Origin of the sequence: Pseudomonas sp. Yb2C2 (genome assembly GCF_052112325.1) — a bacterium.
In the GTDB taxonomy this organism is placed as follows: domain Bacteria; phylum Pseudomonadota; class Gammaproteobacteria; order Pseudomonadales; family Pseudomonadaceae; genus Aquipseudomonas; species Aquipseudomonas marginalis.
Map to the genome: position 1 here is coordinate 13,500 of NZ_JAVAJK010000031.1, position 19,939 is coordinate 33,438.

The window sequence follows — 19,939 nt, forward strand, 5'->3', positions numbered from 1 at the left end:
CTCACTCCCATAACAGAATTTGCAGGTTCGGCTTGACCATGACGGTCAGCCCGTGGGTGCCGCTTACCGGGGTTTGCGTACCGCGCAGCGGGTCATACAGGGTGGCGCTGGCCAGGTTGGGCAGGTGTGCGTTGCCGCCCCCGGCCGCCCAGAAGAACCATAGCTTGCGCCCGTCGGCGCGGGTCCAGCCGATGCTGAACAGGCCGTCGGGCAACTGATCGGCGCTGGGCGGGTCGCCGGGGGTGAGCGTCGGACCGCTGACGTCGAGGAAATTTTTCAGCGCGGTGTAGACCGGCTTGGGGTTGGCGTCGATGTCGAGCAAACCGTAAGACTGATCACGCACACTGGCGCGCTGGTCCAGATCACTGAGGGTAAACAGGAAGATCCGGTCGTAATCCAGCGCACTCATCAGCGCCAGGCGGCGCACCACGTAATCGGCCTGGGCCTGTGGGGTGATGATGTCCTGGGCGTCTTTGGGACCTGTGTAGGTCGACCAGCCCCACTCGGTGCTCCACAGGGTCTGCACGCCGCCGTTGCGCAGGGCCTGGTTGAGCGCGGTGGTCCTGGCGATAAAGTCCAGGTTGGCCGGGTCGTTGCCTTCGGGCAATTGGGTATAAGGGTGGTACGAGACGACGGTATTGAGGCTGGCCACGCCCAGGGCGCCGAGGGCATCGAACATGCTCTGGCCGTTGGGCATTTCGCTGAAGAATGCCATGCCGGCGGCCACCACCGGTTTGCTCGGGCTCATTGCGCGCAACGCGGCGGCGGTGGTGGTCAGCAGTGCGGCGTAGCCGGCCGGGTCGGCTGCCGGGCGCCAGAAGCCCAGCAGGTTCGGTTCGTTCCACACCTGCCAGGCGTCGACACTGGGGTAGCGTTGGGCCAACAGCGCCATGCGGTTGGCGAACACGTTCGGGTCTTTCGGCGGGTACTGGTCCTGATAGGGCGCACCCACCGGCGCAGTGGTGGCGAACGGCGCCGACCCGACCAGGTAGAACACCGACTTGAGCTGGTTGTCCTGCAGTTTGCCTACCAACTGATCCAGCGTCGCAACCTGGTATTGCCCTGGGACCGGCTCCAGCTGGTCCCAATGCAAATCCAGGCGTACCCACTCCAGGCCCAGCGCCTTGAGACGGTCTATCTGCTTCTGATAGCGCTCAGGGGCGAACCACAGGAACTGCGCGTTCACCCCGAGGAAATCCTTCCACACCACGGTTTTGTTGCCCTTGAGCACATGGCTCTCGGCATCGGCCTGGCGCCCCCACAAAAACGCGGTCAGGCCCAGGGCGGCGACCACGACCAGGGTGGCGACGTAGGTGCGTTTACGCGCCATGGTGGCTGCCCTCGATGGCTTGCTCAAACAGCGCCTTGAACTTCTGCGCGGTCAACGGCCACAAGCGTTCGCGGCCGATTTCGCCGGCGCGTTCGGCCCAGTCCCGGGCCAGCAGCGGCGTGCGTGCCAGGCGCAGCAGTTGCTCGCTGAGGGCATCCACATCGCCTTCGGGGTAGATGGCACCGTTGCCGCTGGCGACTTCCTCGGCAAACGCGCGAGCGTCGGAGGTAATCGCCCCGCGCCCGCAGGCGGCAGCCCAGGACAGCGCGCCACTGGTCCCGCGCTGGCGCCCGAGCAGGCCGAGTTTTTTCGATTCGCGATAGGGCAGCACCATCACATGGTGGGCCTGGATGGTCTGGGCAATCTCTTCAGCCGGCAGGTTCAGCCGCCAGTCGATGGCATCCGCCAGGCCGAGTTCAGCGATCTGGCGGTTCAACTGCTCCAGGTAGTTGCCGCCTGCGCCAAACGCCATTTCGGCGGCGGTGCCACCGGCCAGGGTCAGGCGCACACGCTCACGCAATTCGGGGGCCTGCTTGAATACGCCGGCCAGGGCCTCTAACAGGTCTTCGATGCCTTTACCCCGGTAGATAAACCCGAAGTACAGCAGGCGCAGCGTATCCAGGGGCGGCAACGGCGCCGATGGAATCGCCAGGTTTGCATGGTTGATCACCGCGACTTTCCCCGTCGGCAGTTGCATGCGTTGGCCCAGGCACTCGGCGCCCAGGCGGGTGAGGGTGATCAAACGGGTCAACCCGGCGGCGACCTGGCGCTCTTCACGCAAGGTCAGCGGATCCGCCAGCACCACTGCCGCCTGTGGCATCGGGCTGGGCAAGCGCTCCAGCAGGTTCAACGGGAATGGCAACCGCTCACGCCGCCAGACGATGCGTTCCGGATCATGCACCGTGGCGGTCAAGGGCAGTGCCGGGTAGGCCTTGCGCAATTCGCGCAGGGCCAGGAACTCCCCCAGCCGTCCACCGCCCAGCTCGGCGTGGACCAGGTCCACGCTGTGCCAGTCGAACCCACCGATGGCCTGTTTGATTGCCTCGCTGTTGCCCGCCACCCCGGCCAACGGCGTCAGCACCGTCACCTCCAGTTGTTCCAGTGCCGTGCGGAAATGGTTCGCGTAGTCGGCGATGCCATTTTTCTCCGGTGGCAACGGGGCGAGCAGGGCGACGCGCATCAGAACGCCCCCCGGTACTTGGCGATGGTTTTCAGCACCTTGGCCGGCACTTCGAATTTGCGCCGGTTGATGATGATGCCGTCGACCTTGCCGAACGCGGTGTTGAGGATCGACAGCGCGTGCTCCACCACCGGCACCGTGCTCTTCTGCGCTTCCACCACCAGCCCGATCAGGTCGGCCCGACGCAGGTTGATAAACGCATCGCGGTTATCCAGCAGCGCCGAGGCGTCCAGCAGCACCACTTCACCTGGCGCCGCCGGTTCGGCGCCGCCCACACGCACGTTGATACCGTTTTCCTGCAGCAACTGACGCAGTTGTTCCACCACAAAGGTCACCCCTTCGCCGTGCCGTGCCGAGGTCAGCCCCAGGGTCAGGCCCTGCTCGGCGATGCGCTCCAACTGCAGCAACCCGTACAGCCGGTAGATGCTCGCATTGAATGCGTTGGTGCTTTGGGCGGTGCTGGTGTCCAGCTCGGGCAAGGTGGTCCACAGCGGGAGGCCGAACTTGCGTTCCGCCAGGCCGCCATCGTGGATGCGCTGGTCGAGCAGGTAGCACAGGTAGATCACCAGCAGGCCGACGACGAGGGCGAATGGGACCGCCAGCACCAGCATCACCAGGGTTTTGGGGAAGATACGGCCGGGGTTCAGGGTGGCCTCTTCGATCACCGCGATGTTGCTGATCTGGCTGTTATCCAGTTCGCGGTCAATGCGTGATTTTTCCAGGTTGTCCACATACAACGCGTAGTTGCGTTCGGCGGCGCCCAGCTCCCGGGCGAGGCGTGTCAGTTCCGGTTCGATCTCCAGGGCTTGCTTGCGCTGGGCTTCGAGGTTGGCCAGTTGTTTCTGTTGTTGTGTCAGTTGGGTACGCAGCGCGAGGTTGTTGCTCGACTCATCCAGCAGTACTCGCTGCAAGTGGATTTCCAGGGTATTGGGCGCGCGGTTTTCCGAGCTTTGCACGGTGTTGCTTTCACTCGCGACATGGGCCTGCATTGCGCGGATCGATGCATCCAGGGCTTTGACCGGCGGCGCGTTGTCCGTGTAGGTGCGCATCATGTCGGCCTTTTCCAGCAGCTTCTGGTTCAGCAGGCGGCGCAGGTCCTGCTGCTGGGGGTTCAGTGCGATCTGGCGCACCGTGGTGACTTCCTTGGGCTGGCTCTTGAGCTGGGTGCGGGTGCTCTGGATGGCGCTGTCGGAGGAGGCGATCAGGCGCGTGGTGTTGAACGTTTCGCCCCGCAGTACGTTGATGCGCTCGGACAAGTCCTCCAGGCGATCGGTGATGCTCGCCGCGCCGATCTGGTTCAGGTGCGTGAGGATCTGTTGCTTGTAGCTCTGGATCTCGGTGGCGCTGGTGGCGACCTGGCCTTCATAGAAGACGTACAGGCTCTTGCGCCCCAGGGCCTGGGTGCGTTCGTTGACATAGGTCTCGACCCAATCCTTGACCACCGCCTGGGCTATCTCCGGGTCGCCCCAGGTAAAAGTGATGTCCATCACCGTGGAACCGGCCGCGTGGCTTACCTCGAAGTTCTTTTCCAGGCCCGCCGCCAGGCGTTCCACCGGCGTGGTTTTTTCCACCACGCCGACAGTTTCCAGTACCACGCGGATGCCATCGAACACCGCGCCTATGCCACTCTTGACGTAGTACTTGGTGCGCTTCCAGAAGCCTTCCGGTGGCGGTGCGTTACTGATCACTTCCAGGTAGTGCTCGGCCACCGCCCGCACAATCGGGCGCCCGGTGAGCAGGCGCTCTTCGTCGACAATCGGGTCGCGCTGGGTGCTGGGCATCACCAGCGCCTGGCGATTGCTGATCTCGATGGGCAAGGTCGAATCACGCCCCGGCTTGACCAGCAGGCGCGCCGTGGATTCGTACTTGGCCGGCAGCAGGAAAGCCCCCAGCAGAATGATCACCAGCGCCGCAATGGCGGCCAGTTTGAACTCGTGGCGGAAGATGAAGAACAGGCGTAGCAGATCACGAAAAGAACGGATCTCGATCATGGGATGTCGCTCCTTTAATTGCTGCCGCCGCTGGTTCGCGTGTAGTTGTAGCCGACCCCGATGGACTTGGTGAACGGGATCAGTTGGTTCATGTAGGTGTCCACGCCCTGGATGCGCTCGCCGACGTTGGACTTGGGCACGAACACCACATCGCCGCGTTGCAGGCGCACCGGCTTGCGTCCGTTGGCGCCGGTCTTGAGGAGCTGGCTGAAGTCCAGGAAGTAAGCACGATAGGCGCCCTGGGCATCTTCGCGCAGCAGCGCGACCATGCTCGCGTTGCCCGCCGGGCTGACCCCGCCGGCGCCGACAATCGCCTGTTCCAGGGTGTTGGCCGTGGCGATCTGCACCGCCGTGGGGTTATTCACCGCGCCGCCGACGATCACCGAGTTGCTCGGCGCCTGGTTGATGTTCACCGTCACCCGGGGTTCGCGGTAGGTCGCCGCGAGCTCGTGGGTCAACTGGGTGGCCAGCTCCGATGGCTGGCGCCCGGCAACCTGGATCGGCCCCAGGAACGGGTAGTTGATCTTGCCGTCGGTCTGCACCGTGTACAGCGTCAGCTCGTAGATGGTGCTGACGTTGAACGCCGACAGCGTCGGCATCTCGCCGGCATCGCGGACGATGCGCAACTGGTCGCCGATACGGATGCGTTCCACCGCCGGTGGCAGCTGGGCCAGTTGGTCGAGGGCGCGCTTGCCGTCCTCGACGGTCTTGCTGTCCGGTGGCTCGATACGCGCCGGGGTGTTGCAGGCGGCCAGGGCCAGCATGGCCAGGGCGAGCACGCTTCGCTTCATCAAGGGGGACTTCCTGTGGGTCATGCTGCTCACCTCCAATAACCGGGAAACATGCTGATGCGCCGCTTGAGGGCGAGCGGCAGGCGGCGTTCAAGATGGCCCAGGCGGTAACCGAGCAGTTTGAACACGCTGCGCACCAGCACCTCGGGCACGCGGTGCAAGGCGCCGGCTTTGCGCAGCGCCGCGAGTTCGGCCAGCACATAGCGTTTGCCCTCGCCACCCGCGTCGCCAAAGGCCTGCTTGATCCACGGCTCGCGGCCGTAGAACACGCCAATGTCGAAGTAGCGGTGAAACTCGTCCATGAGTTTGTAATCGTGGGAGTGATGCACCAGCGCGGTGGCGGCGTAGCGCACCTTGTAGCCGTCGAGCAGCATGCGTGCGGCCACAAAGGCGTCTTCGCTGCCGATCACGTCGGCAGGGAAGCCACCGACGGCCTGCAACACACTGCGCCGGTATACCGAAAACGAGTCGGAGCTGAAGCAGGTCTTGATCCCAAGCTCCGGTGCATCGGCCAGGCTTTTGCTGCGGCTGTGTTCCGGGTAGTTGAAGTGCCGCGATTGCGCGCCCAGCACGCCCGCATCGGGATGGGGCAATTGCCGCCCGTAGGCGACGCCGTTGAGCGGGTCCTGCTGCAATTCATCGAGCAGGTTGGCAAAGGTCTCGGGGGTGGCGGGGATGGCGTCCTGGGTCATCACGATCAGTGCGTCGCCACCCACCTGTTCGCTGGCCCAGCGGCGGGTGCCGCCGTGGTTGAAGTCACGGGCGTCGATCACCTCGACCCGCGCGCCGAACGCTCGAAAGCGCGCCACGGTGTCATCGCTGGAGGCGCTGTCCACCACCAGCATCTCGTCAGGTTGCAGGGTTTGCATCTTCAGCGCGGGCAGCAGGCGTGCCAGGTGGCTGGAGGCGTTACGGGTGGGGATGATCAATGAAGTGCGCATGTCATTTTTTCGCCTCGGCAGGCGCGCGGCCGTAGATGTCGTCGAAGCGCACGATGTCGTCTTCGCCCAGGTACTCGCCGCTCTGCACTTCGATCATCACCAGGTCGATGATGCCGGGGTTGGTCAGCCGGTGTTTGTGCCCGGCGGGAATGTAGGTGGACTCGTTGGCGTTGATCAGGAATTCGCGGTCGCCATTGGTGATCTGTGCCGCGCCGCTGACCACCACCCAGTGTTCGCTGCGGTGGTGGTGCATCTGCAACGACAGCGAGGCCAGGGGCTTGACCACGATGCGCTTGATCTTGAAGCGACTGCTTTCCTCCAGCACGGTGTAGGTGCCCCACGGCCGGGTCACCGTGCGGTGCAGGCTGTACGCCGGATGATTCTGGCGCTTGAGCTCGGCGACGATGTAGCGCACATCCTGGCTGCGGTGGGCGTCGGCGATCAGCAGCGCGTCGGGGGTGTCGACGATGATCAGGTCGCGCACCCCAACGGCGCCCAACACGCGCTTGGGCGAGTCGATGTAGCAGTTGTGCACGTCATGCAAAATCGCTTCGCCATTGACCTGGTTGCCATGGGCATCGCTGGGGGTGAGCTGGCGCAGCGCTTCCCAGGACCCGATGTCGCTCCAGCCAATGTCACAGGGCACCACGGCCACTTGCCGGGACTTTTCCATCAAGGCCACGTCGATGGAAATATCCGGCGCACTGCCGAACGCATCCGCATCCAGTTCACGTTGGCGCGAGGTTATGTTCTGCAGGCTCTGGCTGTGCTCCAGCGCGGCGCGTGCGGCCTCCAGCACGTCAGGTGCATGGGTGGCGAGCTCATCCACCAGGGTGCTGGCCTTGAAGCAGAACATGCCGGCGTTCCACAGGTGCTTGCCGCCGTCCAGATAGGCCTGGGCGGTGGCCAGGTCGGGTTTCTCGACGAAGCGTTTGACCCGGTAGCCCTGGCTCAGCGCCTCGCCTTGCTCGATATAGCCAAAACCGGTTTCCGCGTGGTCGGGCTGGATGCCGAACGTCACCAGGTAGCCGGCTTCGGCCAGGTCGCGGGCCTGGGTCACGGCCTCGGCGAACGCCACTTCATTGAGGATCAGGTGGTCGGCGGGCATCACGAGCAACTGTGCGTCGCCGCCGAAATGCTCCTGCACATGCAGGGCCGCCACGGCGATGGCCGCCGCCGTGTTGCGCCCGAACGGTTCCAGCAGCAGGTCCAGGGGCAGGCGGGCGTTGTTCACTCCGCGGTAGTCATCGAGGGTACGAAACAACAGGTCGCGGTTGGTCACCGTGAGCACGCTTTCCACGCCGGGCAGTTTGGCCGCGCGCAGGAAGGTTTTTTGCAGCAGGCTCTGACCATCGCGCATGCGCATGAAGGGCTTGGGCATGTTCTGCCGCGACACCGGCCACAGTCGAGTGCCCGAACCACCGGAAACGATGCAGGGAATTAATCCGTTGAGGGTCTTCATCAATAGACTTCCTTGGTGGAAAGGACGGCCGGGACCGTCATGAAAACGATGTACAGGTCAAACCACACCGACCACTTGGAGATGTACTCCAAGTCGTACTCGACACGTTTCTGGATCTTGAACAGGGTGTCGGTCTCACCCCGGTAACCGTTGATCTGCGCCCAGCCGGTGATCCCCGGTTTCACGCGGTGGCGCGAGCTGTACTCGCTCACCGCCACTTCGAAGGGTATGCCGGCGGCCTTGGTCGCCGTGGCATGGGGGCGCGGGCCGACCATGGACATGTTGCCCAGCAGCACGTTGAACAACTGCGGCAGCTCGTCGATGCTGGTCTTGCGGATGATGCGCCCCACCCGGGTAATGCGCGGGTCTGCGCGGGTGGTCTGGCGTTCGGCGGTGAAGTCGCTCTGGTCGGTGTACATCGAGCGGAACTTGAACACGCGGATTTCGTTGTCGTTGTAGCCAAAGCGGTTCTGGCGAAACAGGATCGGCCCTTTGGAGTCGAGCTTGATCGCAATCGCCGTCGCCACCATCACAGGGGACAGCGCCACCAGGGCCAGGCTGGCCAGCAGCACATCCTCCAGGCGCTTGATCACCGGCGACCAGCCACGCAACGGCAATTGCGAGGTGTTGAACATCAGGATCCCGCCCACGTCGGTGATGCGGCTATGGCCGTAGCGCAGCGCGGCCATGTCGGGCACCAGCATCACGTTCACCGACATCTGCCGCAGGCGGTTGACCAACCCATGGATGCGCTGCTCGGCGGCCCAGGGCAGGCAGATCATCACTTGGTTGACCTGCTCGGCGCGGATGAGTTTTTCCAGCTCACGGGTGTTGCCCAGCAGGGGCAGGTTGCTCAATTCCTTGGGGATCCGCTCGGTGCGATCGTCGATAAAGCCGATCAGGCCGGAGCGGATATCACCGTTGCGTTGCAGGTGGTCGGCGACGTGCATGGCGGTGTCGGTAAAGCCCAGGATCACCGTACGTTGCAGGTATTTGCCCTTGCGCATCAGGCTGCGGTACAGGCGCAGCATCAGCAGGCGCTCAAGGCAGAACAACCCGAGGCTGGCGAAGTACCAGGCCACCAGGTTGCGCGGGGTCAATTGCGGGAAAAACTGCAGGATCTGGTACATGAACAACAGGATGCAAAACGCCGCCGACCATGCTTTCACCTTGGTTTTCAGGCGCAGTCGGTTGCTGAACAGTTCTTCGGAATAGATGCCCAGGGCCTGGAACAGAATGATCGTCAGGACCGCGAAAAATACCAGCAGGCCGAGGAAGTGCCCGCGCAGTTCAGGGTCCATCGGGTCGATGAACATCACCAGGATCAGCGGGGGCAAAATGGCACTCAGGCCATGTATGAACTTGACGAAAACAACAAAGAACTCAACAAAACCGGCGCGCGTTAAAAACAGGCTGTCGACGGACGACTTCTCTCGCATAAAACATCCCTCATTGCACGCCAGAGCTATTGTTTGGATGTTTGTTCAATAAAGCAGCGAACTGCTTTAGAGGGCACTTCCAACTACGGCTACTCTGGGTAATACGCAACTATCAATTCAAATGCAGCTATCCATTTGAAGGGAATTTGCGGGGGTAGTGACTACAGGAGTGTTCCCTTAATCAACTTGTCAATGAATTGACGATGGTGCGGAGGTGGCAGGGCAGACAGGTTTATCAGTGTTTTGTTCGGCATTTTATTGACATTCCTTGTCCGGGTACGCGGTGATTGGGTGTGTTTTTGAGTGTAGAAACAAATGCAGGATTTTTCCTGCATAAAGGAAAAACCTTTTTTCAAAGGCGGTAGGAAGGGGGGACAAAGAGGGGGTGGCAGGGCGCACGAAGTGCCCTGCCTGCGGGACTTTCGCCAGATCAGAAGTTGCCTTTCAAACTCACCGTAAAATTTCGCGGCTCGCCATAAAAGTTACCCCAGGAGGCTGTACCCACCGTGTTGTAGTAACTTTTATCGAACAGATTGTTGCCGTTGAGTGCGACGGTCCAAGTGTCGTCGATACGGTACGCCACACGGGCACTCCAGGTTGCGTAACCGGCCTGTTCGAGCTTGATGGTCTGCACGCGGAAATTGCTGCTCTGGGCGTTGACGCCGGTGCCCACGCTCCATTTCGACAGGGCGCCGTCGAGCTGGTAGTCGCCCCACATGCGCAGCATGTGTCGAGGTACGTAGGTGTTGGACGTGCCGCCTTCCAGGGCGGTATCGATGTTCTTCAGGGACTTGGTCTGGGTGTAGGTGTAGCCGCCGGATACCTGCAGGCGCTCGAGGACTTCACCGCTGATTTCCGCCTCCACGCCCTGGGCGCGCACCTTGCCGCTGTCGGTGTAGCAATAGCCGTCGGCGGAGGTCGGGCACTGGGCGATGTAATCGGATTCGGCCGCGTTTTTCTCGACGGCGCGGAACAGCGCCAGGGAGCTGTTCAGGCGCCCGTCGAACCATTCGCCCTTGATACCCAGCTCGTAGTTGTCACCGATCTTCGGCTTGAGCGCGGCGCCATCGAGCGTGGCATAGGAACTTTGCGGCTGGAAGATATCCGCGTAGCTGGCGTATACCGACAGGTGCTCATTGAGGTCGTAGATCAGTGCGGCAAACGGCGTCACTTCACCGGTTTCCCGGGTGCGGGCATCCTGCAAGGCCCACTCGCCCCAGGCCAGGTTGTTGGACTGGCGACGGTTCTCGTACCAGCTCACGCGGCTGCCTACGATAAACATCAGCGGCTCGGCCAGGCGCAGGCGCAAGGTGGTGTAGGCGCCGTACTGGGTCGCGGTTTCCTTCACCGTGCCGCCGCGATACATGTTCGGCCAGAAAGTGCTGTTGGCCGGCTCCGGGAAATGGTGGTCGGGTTGGTAGATGCCCTGGCGCCTGGGCAGGTTCTGGATCGCGTACACATCGTCCTGGGTACCACGGCTGCCATTGGCACCGAGGATCAGTTCGTGTTCCAGCCCGAAGGCTTCGAACTTGCCGTCCACATAGGCGTCGAGGCCGAAGTCCTTGTGGTCGTAGTCCATCAGCGCCGCATAGGAGTTGGCCGTAGGCGTCGGGTTGCCGTAGGCAATGGTGCCTTCGCTGGCGGCGTATTTGGTGTCTTGCAGGTTGCGGCTGTGCACGGCCGCAACCTTGAGTTTCCAGTCATCGTTGAAGGAGTGGGTGAGATCGGCGAAGAAGGTGGTGCGCCGGCTTTGCCAGTCGTTCCAGGATTGGCCCAGGCAGGTGGAGCGGCTGAGGTGGGCGCTTTTGCCGTCGGCATAGCGCGGCAGGCCGCCCCAGCACGGTGTGGCGTCGACGTCTTCATGGCTGGCGCCGAAGCCCAGGGTGGTGTCGGCGCTGAGATCGACATCCAGGGCGCCATAGAACGCGTGGTCCTGGCGCTTGGAAATGTCCATGTAGGAACCGCGATTCTGTTGGCTGATCGCCGCGCGGCCGCGCACCGTACCGCTGTCATTCAGCGGGCCGCCGGTGTCGACGTCGGCGCGGTAGTTGTCCCAGGTGCCGGCGGACAGCGACAGGCTGGTGGTGGGCTTGGCCTGGGGCCGCTTGCGCACGAAGTTCACCGCGCCGCTGGCGGTGCCGGCGCCCTTGAGCATGCCGGCCGCGCCCTTGAGCACTTCGACGCGGTCGTAGATCGCCATGTTCGCGCTGAAGCTGTCGGCCTGCACGTAGTCCTTGCCCATGTCCAGGGGCACGCCGTCGTACTGGTACTGGCCGAGCATCTTGAAACCACGGGAATAAAAATATTTGCCACCCATGGGCGATTCGTAGGTGGTGATCCCGGGCGTGCGTTCCATGACGTCATCGATGGTGGTGAGGTTCTGGTCATCCATCAATTGGCGGGTCATCACACTCACTGATTGCGGCGTTTCCCGCAGGCTGTGTTCGCCCTTGCCGATCGTCACCGCGCCCGTGGTGTAGGCCCCGGTGCCATCGGTGGTGGCGCCCAACCGCTCACCAGTGACTGTGGTGGCGCCCAGGTTCAGCGCGCCGCTGTCGGCCACTTGCGGCAACAGCAGCCAGGTACTGTTGCCCTGGCGCTGGGCTTGCAGGCCCTGGCCACGCAGCAACCGGTCGAGCGCCTGCTCGCGGTCCAGGCGACCACTCAGGCCCGGGCTGGTCTTGCCGGCGACGCTGGTGGCGTCGTACGACAGGCTGATGCCGGCCTGACGGGCGAACTGGTCCAGTGCCGTGGCCAGGGAACCGGCTGCAATGTTCCAGTCGCGGGCCTGGGTGTCGCTGGCCGGCGTTTCGGCCCATGCGAACGGCGGCGCGGCGGCGCAGCTCAGGCAGGCGCCGAGCAAGGCGGCGTGCACCGCGTGCTTGAGGGGGGAACGTGGGGAGGGGAACGCTTGCATGACCGCGGGATGCTCCTGAAGGAAGTGAACAGAACCGGCCTGTTGATCGGCCTTTCCTTACAGGTCGAGCGGCAATGAGAATTCACCTCATTTATTTTCGAGAATGTTAAACGCGGGCGCTGACGGTCACCCAGTAGCGGCTGCGGTAAGTGACATCGAGCTTGAGTGATTGCGCTACCAGGCCCAGCACTTGATCGGTGTCGTCCAACTGATAAGTGCCCGACACCCGCAACCCGGCCACCGCTTCGCTGCAGCGCAGCAGGCCGTTGCGGTAGCGGCCCAGTTCGGCGAGGAAAGCATCCAGGCGCATGTCCCGGGCGCTGATCACGCCTTCGCTCCAGGCCCAAGGGTCCAGGCCATTGGCGACCAGAGAACGAATGCCACTGCGGTCGAACAGCACCTGTTCGCCGGGGTTGATCACTTGGCGCGCGCCGGCGGCGTGGTTGTCGGCAAACACCGCCACCGTGCCCTGCTGCACGGCGAGCATGGTGCCTTGGGCGTCTTCGCGCACCAGGAAGCGCGTGCCGAGGGCGCGCAGGTAACCGTCACGGGTCTGTACCCAGAAGGGCCGCGTGTCGGCACCGGTATTGACCAGTATTTCACCCTGGCGCAACTGCACCAGGCGCCGCTCCTGAGTCAATACCGCGTCGAATGCGCTGGCGCTGTTCAGTTGGATGCGGCTGCCGTCGTTCAACGCCACCCAACGCCGTTCGCCGGTGGCAGTGCGGTAGTCGGCCATCAAGGCGGGCAGCGGGGTGTAGTCGCGGCCGAACCAGGTCAGGCCGGCCGTACCGGCCACCAGGCCGAGCAGCTTCAACCCTTCACGGCGGCTGATACGTCGACGCGCCCCGTGCAGGGCGTGGCGGCCGACCTGCGCGGGCAGGTGGCTGAACTCATCATTCATCGTCGCCACCCGTTGCCAGACCTGCTGGTGTTCGGCGCTGGTGTGCAGCCAGCGCTCGAACGCAGCGGTGCTCGCGTCGTCGGCGACGTTGAAGCGCAGCTTGATCATCCACTGGATGGCCTGGTCGACCAGGCGCGGGTCAGAGGTCGGCATAGCGCAACCGATAGCAGGCGTGCAGCGCCTTGGACAGGTCACGCTCCACCGTAGCCTTGGACACCCCGAGGCGCAGGGCGATCTGCGCACAGGTCAGGCCGTCCAGTTGCGCCAACAGGAATGCTTCACGCACCCGCGGCTTGAGCTGGTCGAGCAGGCGGTCGATGCGTTCCAGACTGTCGAGAATCAGCAGGCGGGTTTCTTCCGACGGCACGTCGGCCTGGGGGAAATGCGCAAGGCTTTCGAGGTAGGCGCGCTCCAGTTCGCGGCGCCGGTACTGGTCGATCATCAAGCTGCGGGCGATGCTGCTCAGGTACGCGCGCGGCTGCAGTACGGCCTGCTGTTTGCGTGCGTTGAGCAGGCGCACAAAGGTTTCCTGCGCCAGGTCGGCGGCACGTTCACGGCAACCGGTGCGCCGGCTCAACCAGCCGCGCAGCCAGGAGTGATGGGTGTGGTAAAGCTGGCCGATAGCGGCATGGTCCAGTGGGTGATCGCTCGACATGGGCATCCTGGCGCAGCAGTCTTAATTGATAATGTTTCGCATTCTAGACGCTGGTCGTGGCCATTCGCAATTGCCGATGAACAATGTATCCAGCACAATTTTTTGTTCGCCCCAGGCCCACGCACTAATCTGCAGGCTTTTCCCGGTGGACGGCTTGAGCATGATCGACTTTGCGACCCTGGCAGTTTTTTCAGGTGCTGTGCTGTTGTTGCTGTTATCCCCGGGGCCGAACATGGCCTTTGTGATCAGCCATGGCGTCACCCACGGCTGGCGCGGGGGAGTGGCCTCGGCCCTGGGCATCGGTGTCGCCGACATACTGCTGAGCGCATTGACCGCCAGCGGGGTAACGGCGTTGGTCGCCAGTTGGCCGCCATCCTTTGACGTGATCCGCTGTGCGGGTGTGGTCTACCTGCTGTGGCTGGTGTTCAAGACGCTGCAGAAAAAACCTGGGCCAGATACTGCCCACCTGCACCGTGTGCCCCTTGGCCGGGTGTTTCTACAGGCGATGCTCAACAGCCTGCTCAACCCCAAGGCGTTGCTGTTTTTTGTGGTGTTTTTGCCGCAGTTCGTACGGCCGCAGGCCGGCTCCATCGCCGTGCAGTTGATGCTGTTGGGGGGCGTGCTGACTTTGATCGCTGGGGTGTTTCACCTGCTGCTGGGCATATTCGGCGGGGTGCTGAGCCGCTTCTTCGCCAGGCGCCCAAGAGCCGCCTGGCTACAGAAATGGGGCTTGGCGACGGTGCTGAGCGTGTTGGCGGTGCGCCTGGCGGTGATGTCGCGCCCAGCCTGACCCCATGAGGTGAAGGGATTGTGCGGCGAGCAAGCGGTCTGTGGCCAAACGAGCTTGTTGTGGTGAGCGAGCTTGCTCGCGCTGGGCTGCGCAGCAGCCCCTCCAAAGCTTGGGGCCGCTTCGCGCCCCAGCGCGAGCAAGCTCGCTCACCACAGGTACAGGCTCAGCCCAGCCGTGCTGCTGCGCGCGCGACGATTTCACCGCGCGCCCTGCGCGATTCGGCGGTGCGTTTGTTGGCTTCTTCCCGCACATGCGCAGGCGCTGTGTCAGGGCGACCCGAATCGAACGGCGGTGCTGGCGCGTATTCGATCTGCAACTGCACCAGTTGCGCCGCCGCTTCGCTGTACAACTCCGCCGCCAGCACCAGGGCAAAGTCGATACCGGCGGTAATGCCACCCCCGGTGAACAGGTTGCCGTCACGCACCACGCGCTCCTGTACCGGGATGGCGCCGAGGGGGGCGAGCATGTCGTGGTAGGCCCAGTGCGTCGTCGCCTTGCGCCCGCGCAGCAACCCCGCCGCGCCGAGCACCAGCGAGCCGGTGCACACCGAGGTCACGTAGCACGCGGTCTGCGCCTGGGCCTTGAGGAAGTCCAGGGTCTGCGGGTCTTCCATCAATGGGCCCACGCCGGAACCACCGGGCACGCAGATCACATCCAGCGTCGGGCAGTCGGCATAGGTCATGGTCGGCGTGAACACCAGGCCCGTGCTCGAGGTGACCGGCGCCAGGTCCTTCCATATCAGGTGCAGTTTCACGTCCGGCAGCGAACCCAATACGTCGTAGGGGCCGGTCAGGTCCAGTTGCTGAATGCCGGGGAACAACAGAAAGCCGATCTGCAAGGTCATGAATGAAGCTCCGAGAAAGGGGTAGACGACCTCACTCTAGCGGCCTAGGCTTTGGCGAATACGCCATTGAACCCACGAATCACGCCAACCATGCCCAGAATTGTTCACGTACTCACTTTCGAGAATGCCCAGGTGCTCGACGTCACCGGGCCGCTGCAGGTGTTTGCATCGGCCAATGACCTGGCGCGCCAGCGTGGCGTGCCGTTGCCTTATGCGGTCACGGTGATCGCCGACCAGGCCGGACCGGTGATGACCTCCGCCGGCCTGGCGCTGGTGGCCGAGCCGTTGCCTGCGGTCGACCAGCCCTGCGACACCCTGGTGATCGCGGGCGGCTGGGGCGTGTACGGCGCCGCTGAAAAGCCTGCGCTGGTGGATTGGGTGCGCGAAAAAGCCCGGCACACTCGGCGCATGGCGTCGGTGTGTACCGGTGCGTTTTTGCTGGCGGCCAGTGGCTTGCTCGATGGTTGTCGCGTCGCCACCCACTGGACCCGTTGCGAAGAACTGGCGCGCAAGTTTCCGGCGTTGACCGTGGAGCCCAACCCGATCTTTATCCAGCAGGGCGCGGTGTGGACCTCCGCCGGTGTCACCGCCGGTATCGACCTGTGCCTGGCTCTGGTGGAAGAAGACCTGGGCCGCGCCGTGGCCCTGGAAGTGGCGCGGCACCTGGTGGTGTTCCTGAAGCGCCCCGGCGGCCAGTCGCAATTCAGCGTGACCCTGTCCCTGCAAAAGGGCGGCAGCCGTTTCACCGAGCTGCATGCCTGGATAGCCGAGCATCTGACCCTCGACCTGAGTATCCCGACCCTGGCCGCCCAGGCCGGCATGAGCGAGCGCAGCTTCGTGCGCCACTACCGCGCTGAAACCGGCCAGACGCCCGCGCGCGCCGTCGAACTGATCCGCGTCGAAAGCGCCCGTCGGCAACTGGCGGACAGCACGGCGTCGATCAAGCGCATCGCCGTGCAGTGTGGTTTCGGCTGCGAAGAAACCTTGCGCCGCAGCTTTATGCGGGCCTTGTCGGTGACGCCCCAGGCCTACCGCGAGCGGTTCTCGCCGGTGGCCTAGGCGAGCAATTCAAACAGGGCGTCGAGGGTGGCCCGCGGTGCTTCCTGGGGAATATTGTGGCCCACACCGGGCAACACCTCCCGCCGGTAAAAAGCGCTGAAATGCTCCACGTCGTCATCCTCTTGCGACGGCGGGCCCACGCCGTCATCGGCGCCGCACAGCGAAATACTCGGCACCGCAATCGCCGGTTGCCGCGCCAGGGCCTGCTCGATGGCTTCCAGCGCCGGATCGCCAGGCGCATACATGAAACGATGGCGATAGGAATGAATCACCACCTCGACAAAGTCCGGGTTATCGAATGACGGCGCCGTCTGCCCATACAGCCCTGGCCCGTCGGCCCAGGACGGCGACCACAGCGACCACAGCAACTCACAGAGTTCGCGGCGATTGGCCGTCAGCCCGTCCACACCGCGCTGGGTGTGAAAGTAGAACTGGTACCACAACCGATGTTCCGTCACCGGCGCCCGTGGCTGGCGCGACCTGGCAATGTCCTGGATGTTATAGCCATCGCCCGTTACCAGCCCGCGTACCCGTTCCGGCCACAGGGCCGCGACGATACACGCGGCACGCCCGCCCCAGTCATACCCGGCCAGGGTGGCGCGCGGGATCGACAGCGCATCCATGAAATCCAGCAGATCCTTGCCCAGCGCCGCCTGTTGGCCGGAGCGCATCACCTGCGCGTTGATAAACCGCGTAGGGCCATAACCGCGCAGGTACGGCACCAGCACCCGGTAGCCGCGTTCGGCCAGCACCGGCGCAATCTCGTCATAGCCGCGAGGGTCATAAGGGAAACCATGCAGCAGGATCACAGGCTCGCCGTCAATGGGACCGTGGGTTTCATACGCCACATCGAGCATGGAGGTGCGCACGTAGAGGAGTGGGGCGGTGATGGTCATGGTGGACTCCTGTCAGGTGTTGAAACTCTAGTCGAAAGACATGACGGGATGCCCTGCCTGTAAAGGCAGGGCGCCTCAGGGCTGCCAGGTCGTCTTCTCGCCACTGAGCTTGCGGTCCAGGAACGTCGCCGCGCTGATCAACGCCAGATGGCTCAACGCCTGGGGCGTATTGCCCAGGTGGCGGGCCTGGCTGTCGAACTCTTCGGCATACAGGCCCAGCGGGTTGGCGTAGCGCAGCAGTTGTTCGAATTCCAGGTGGGCCTTCTCCACTTGCCCGGCGCGGGCCAGGCATTCGACGTACCAGAACGAGCAGGCGGCGAATGCGCCTTCGGTGCCTTGCAAGCCGTCGATCGCGTTGTCGTCGTTGCGGTAGCGGTAGACCATGCCGTCGCGCACCAGGCTTTTCTGGATCGCCTGCAACGTGCTCAGCCAGCGCGGGTCGGTGGCGGCGACAAAACGCACCAGCGGCATCAGCAGCATCGAACCGTCCAGGGCGGTGCTGCCGATGTGCTGCACAAAATGCCCGTGTTCTTCGTTCCAGAAGTTGCTCCAGATATCGGCATAGATCGCCTGGCGGGTCTGGTCCCAACGTGCAAACGGCGCCGGCAACGAGCGCTTGGAGGCCAGGCGGATCGCACGGTCCAGGGCCACCCAGCACATCAGCCGCGAATGCAGGAAGTGATGCTGCTCGCCGCGCATTTCCCAGATGCCCACGTCTTTGCGGTTCCAGATTTCACACACCTGGTCAGCGACTTCCACCGTGTGTTTCCAGCCCTCGTGGGAGATGGCTTCGCCGTACTTGTTGACCAGGTACACCGCGTCCATCAACTCGCCATAAATATCCAGCTGGACCTGGTCGACCGCGCCATTGCCGATGCGCACCGGCTTGGCGCCGCCGTGGCCGCTGAGGTGCTCCAGCGTGGTTTCGGGCAGCTCCTGGCGGCCGTCGATGCCGTACAGGATATTGATCTTGGTCGGCTGGCCACAGCAGTCGCTGACCCGGCCCTTGAGCCAGCGCATATAGGCGTTGGCCTCGTCGACAAAGCCCAGGCGCATAAAGGCGTAGACGGTAAACGAGGCGTCGCGGATCCAGGTGTAGCGGTAGTCCCAGTTGCGTTCGCCCGCAGGCGTTTCCGGCAAGCCGAAGGTGGCGGCGGCGATGATTGCGCCGTGTTTGCGCGAGGTCAGCAGCTTGAGGGCCAGGGCCGAGCGGTTGACCATTTCGCGCCAGCGCCCGCGGTAGTTCGACTGCGCGATCCAGCCGCGCCAGAACTTCAAGGTGTGGGCCAGGGCCAGGTCGGTGCAGACACTCGCCACACGCTCATCGTCCTGGCCGCCGAGTACGAACTCGGCGCCTTCTTCCTGATCCAGGGTGAAGCGGGCCACGGCGGCGTTATCTTCGATCTGCAACGGATGGCTGCCGCACAGGCGCATGCCCGGCTGGCCATCGGCGTTGAAACAGATGCTGGCGTTATCCAGGCTCGCCTCGGTGGTGGCGCGCGCATAGTCATGGCGCACGGCGCAGCGCAGATGGAGGGTGGCCGTGCCGCTGACCACGCGTACGCGGCGAATCAGCAGGGGCAAGTCGTCGATTTCTTCGCTGATGACCAGCAGGTCGGTGATTTCCACCACGGCTTCATCGCTGAGCCAACGGGTTTGCAGCACATTGGTGTCGGGCAGGTAGATCTGTTCGCGGCGGGCGTTGGGCAGGTCCGGGGTGAGTTGGAACGTGCCGGCATCGGGGGTGTCCAGCAGTGAGCAGAAGATCGACGGGCTGTCGAACTCCGGCCAGCAGAAGAAATCGATGCTGCCTTTATCGTTCACCAGCGCCGCGCTGCGCATATCGCCGATGATGCCGTGGGCATCGATGGCGCTTTGTGGTTCGTTTTTCAAATCAACCATTGTCACGAAACTCCGGGTAAAGGCTCATGCCGCCATCAATGAAGAGGGTGCTGCCGACCACGTAATCCGAGGCGTCACTGGCCAGCCATACCACGGCGTTGGCCACGTCCTCCACATCGCCGACCCGGCCATAGGGGATCAACTTGAGCAGCTCCTGTTCCGCCGCGCCTTCGGTGGCGGCACGGTTGATCGCCGTACGAATCGCCCCCGGCGCAATGCCGTTGATACGGATGCGCTGTTCACTGACCTCCTGGGCGAGGGTGCGCATCAGCATCTCAACGCCGCCCTTGGACGCCGCGTAATTCACATGCCCGGCCCAGGGGATCAACTGGTGCACCGAGCTCATGTGGATGATTTTGCCGGCGGCGCGGGATACGCCTTCACGGATGCCCTGGCGCTTGAAGAGGCGTACCGCCGCCCGGGCACAGAGGAACTGGCCGGTGAGGTTGACGCCGATCACGGCGTTCCAGTCGTCGAGGGTCATGTCGACCACGGCGGCGTCCTTCTGCATGCCGGAGTTGGCCACCAGGATGTCCAGATGGCCGAACGCCTCGAGGGTCTTTGCGAACAGGCGTTCCACATCGGCTTCTTTCGACACGTCGGCGCCGATGGCAATCGCCCGGCCGCCCTCGGCGTTGATCTGCTCTGCCAACGCCTCGGCGGGCGCGGCCTGGCTGTTGTAATTGAGCACCACCGCAGCGCCGGCTTGCGCCAGGGCCCTGGCCGCACCGGCGCCGATACCGGAACTGGCGCCCGTTACCAGCGCCACTTGTTGCTCCAACGAGATATGCATTGCCCACCCGACCTTGAATTCGTGAGTTCAAGTAGCTGACTGACG

16 protein-coding genes are annotated in these 19,939 nt (G+C 63.7%); 2 read left to right on the plus strand and 14 right to left on the minus strand.

Annotated elements, in window-relative coordinates; all coding sequences use genetic code 11:
- Position 1: 1 nt before the first annotated feature.
- The 10 genes from Q8X51_RS29285 to Q8X51_RS29330 form a co-directional block, all read right to left on the minus strand.
- A complete protein-coding gene (locus tag Q8X51_RS29285) occupies positions 2-1,330 on the minus strand; it encodes a GH39 family glycosyl hydrolase (RefSeq protein ID WP_315871861.1) in 1,329 nt (442 codons plus the stop codon).
- Complete coding sequence (locus Q8X51_RS29290) at positions 1,320-2,510, minus strand: glycosyltransferase (protein WP_407694765.1); 1,191 nt, start codon at positions 2,508-2,510, stop codon at positions 1,320-1,322. Before Q8X51_RS29290 ends, Q8X51_RS29285 begins: the two co-directional genes overlap by 11 nt.
- Complete coding sequence (locus tag Q8X51_RS29295) at positions 2,510-4,501, minus strand: GumC family protein (RefSeq protein WP_065926901.1); 1,992 nt, start codon at positions 4,499-4,501, stop codon at positions 2,510-2,512. Before Q8X51_RS29295 ends, Q8X51_RS29290 begins: the two co-directional genes overlap by 1 nt.
- Positions 4,502-4,515: 14 nt before the next feature.
- Positions 4,516-5,292, minus strand: coding sequence for a polysaccharide biosynthesis/export family protein (locus Q8X51_RS29300; protein WP_027603103.1), 777 nt, complete (start codon positions 5,290-5,292; stop codon positions 4,516-4,518).
- A 29-nt stretch (positions 5,293-5,321) separates the two neighbouring features.
- Positions 5,322-6,233 carry a glycosyltransferase family 2 protein gene (locus tag Q8X51_RS29305; RefSeq protein ID WP_065926903.1) on the minus strand — a complete coding sequence of 304 codons (912 nt, stop codon included), beginning with the start codon at positions 6,231-6,233 and terminating at the stop codon, positions 5,322-5,324.
- Position 6,234: 1 nt separating this feature from the next.
- On the minus strand, positions 6,235-7,695 hold the full coding sequence (locus Q8X51_RS29310) for a mannose-1-phosphate guanylyltransferase/mannose-6-phosphate isomerase (RefSeq protein ID WP_065947051.1): 1,461 nt from the start codon (positions 7,693-7,695) through the stop codon (positions 6,235-6,237).
- Positions 7,695-9,134 (minus strand): undecaprenyl-phosphate glucose phosphotransferase, encoded by a 1,440-nt coding sequence (locus Q8X51_RS29315; RefSeq protein WP_065926905.1) that lies wholly within the window; start codon positions 9,132-9,134, stop codon positions 7,695-7,697. Before Q8X51_RS29315 ends, Q8X51_RS29310 begins: the two co-directional genes overlap by 1 nt.
- 430 nt (positions 9,135-9,564) lie before the next feature.
- Complete coding sequence (locus Q8X51_RS29320; RefSeq protein ID WP_407694764.1) at positions 9,565-12,051, minus strand: TonB-dependent siderophore receptor; 2,487 nt, start codon at positions 12,049-12,051, stop codon at positions 9,565-9,567.
- Between the two features lie 106 nt (positions 12,052-12,157).
- A complete protein-coding gene (locus Q8X51_RS29325; RefSeq protein WP_407694763.1) occupies positions 12,158-13,108 on the minus strand; it encodes a FecR domain-containing protein in 951 nt (316 codons plus the stop codon).
- Complete coding sequence (locus tag Q8X51_RS29330) at positions 13,095-13,610, minus strand: sigma-70 family RNA polymerase sigma factor (protein WP_053132260.1); 516 nt, start codon at positions 13,608-13,610, stop codon at positions 13,095-13,097. Before Q8X51_RS29330 ends, Q8X51_RS29325 begins: the two co-directional genes overlap by 14 nt.
- 160 nt (positions 13,611-13,770) lie before the next feature.
- On the opposite strand from Q8X51_RS29330, the gene Q8X51_RS29335 reads away from it, so the two are divergent.
- Positions 13,771-14,400, plus strand: coding sequence for a LysE family translocator (locus Q8X51_RS29335; protein ID WP_323147241.1), 630 nt, complete (start codon positions 13,771-13,773; stop codon positions 14,398-14,400).
- 163 nt (positions 14,401-14,563) lie between these two features.
- Here Q8X51_RS29335 and inhA read toward each other — a convergent pair whose 3' ends face one another.
- Positions 14,564-15,244, minus strand: a complete 681-nt coding sequence (gene inhA / locus Q8X51_RS29340; RefSeq protein WP_407694762.1) for an isonitrile hydratase — start codon at positions 15,242-15,244, stop codon at positions 14,564-14,566.
- Between the two features lie 90 nt (positions 15,245-15,334).
- Here inhA and Q8X51_RS29345 point away from each other — a divergent pair, with 90 nt between their 5' ends.
- Positions 15,335-16,303: a GlxA family transcriptional regulator gene (locus Q8X51_RS29345; protein ID WP_407694761.1), complete on the plus strand. Its 969-nt coding sequence runs from the start codon at positions 15,335-15,337 to the stop codon at positions 16,301-16,303.
- Here the strand turns inward: Q8X51_RS29345 and Q8X51_RS29350 are convergent.
- From Q8X51_RS29350 to Q8X51_RS29360, 3 genes are all read right to left on the minus strand, one after another.
- A complete protein-coding gene (locus tag Q8X51_RS29350) occupies positions 16,300-17,199 on the minus strand; it encodes an alpha/beta fold hydrolase (protein ID WP_065926910.1) in 900 nt (299 codons plus the stop codon). The two genes, Q8X51_RS29345 and Q8X51_RS29350, sit on opposite strands and share 4 nt — an antisense overlap.
- Before the next feature lie 75 nt (positions 17,200-17,274).
- Positions 17,275-19,101: a glycoside hydrolase family 15 protein gene (locus Q8X51_RS29355; protein ID WP_330215165.1), complete on the minus strand. Its 1,827-nt coding sequence runs from the start codon at positions 19,099-19,101 to the stop codon at positions 17,275-17,277.
- Positions 19,094-19,894, minus strand: coding sequence for a glucose 1-dehydrogenase (locus tag Q8X51_RS29360; RefSeq protein WP_074845258.1), 801 nt, complete (start codon positions 19,892-19,894; stop codon positions 19,094-19,096). Before Q8X51_RS29360 ends, Q8X51_RS29355 begins: the two co-directional genes overlap by 8 nt.
- Positions 19,895-19,939 lie beyond the last annotated feature (45 nt).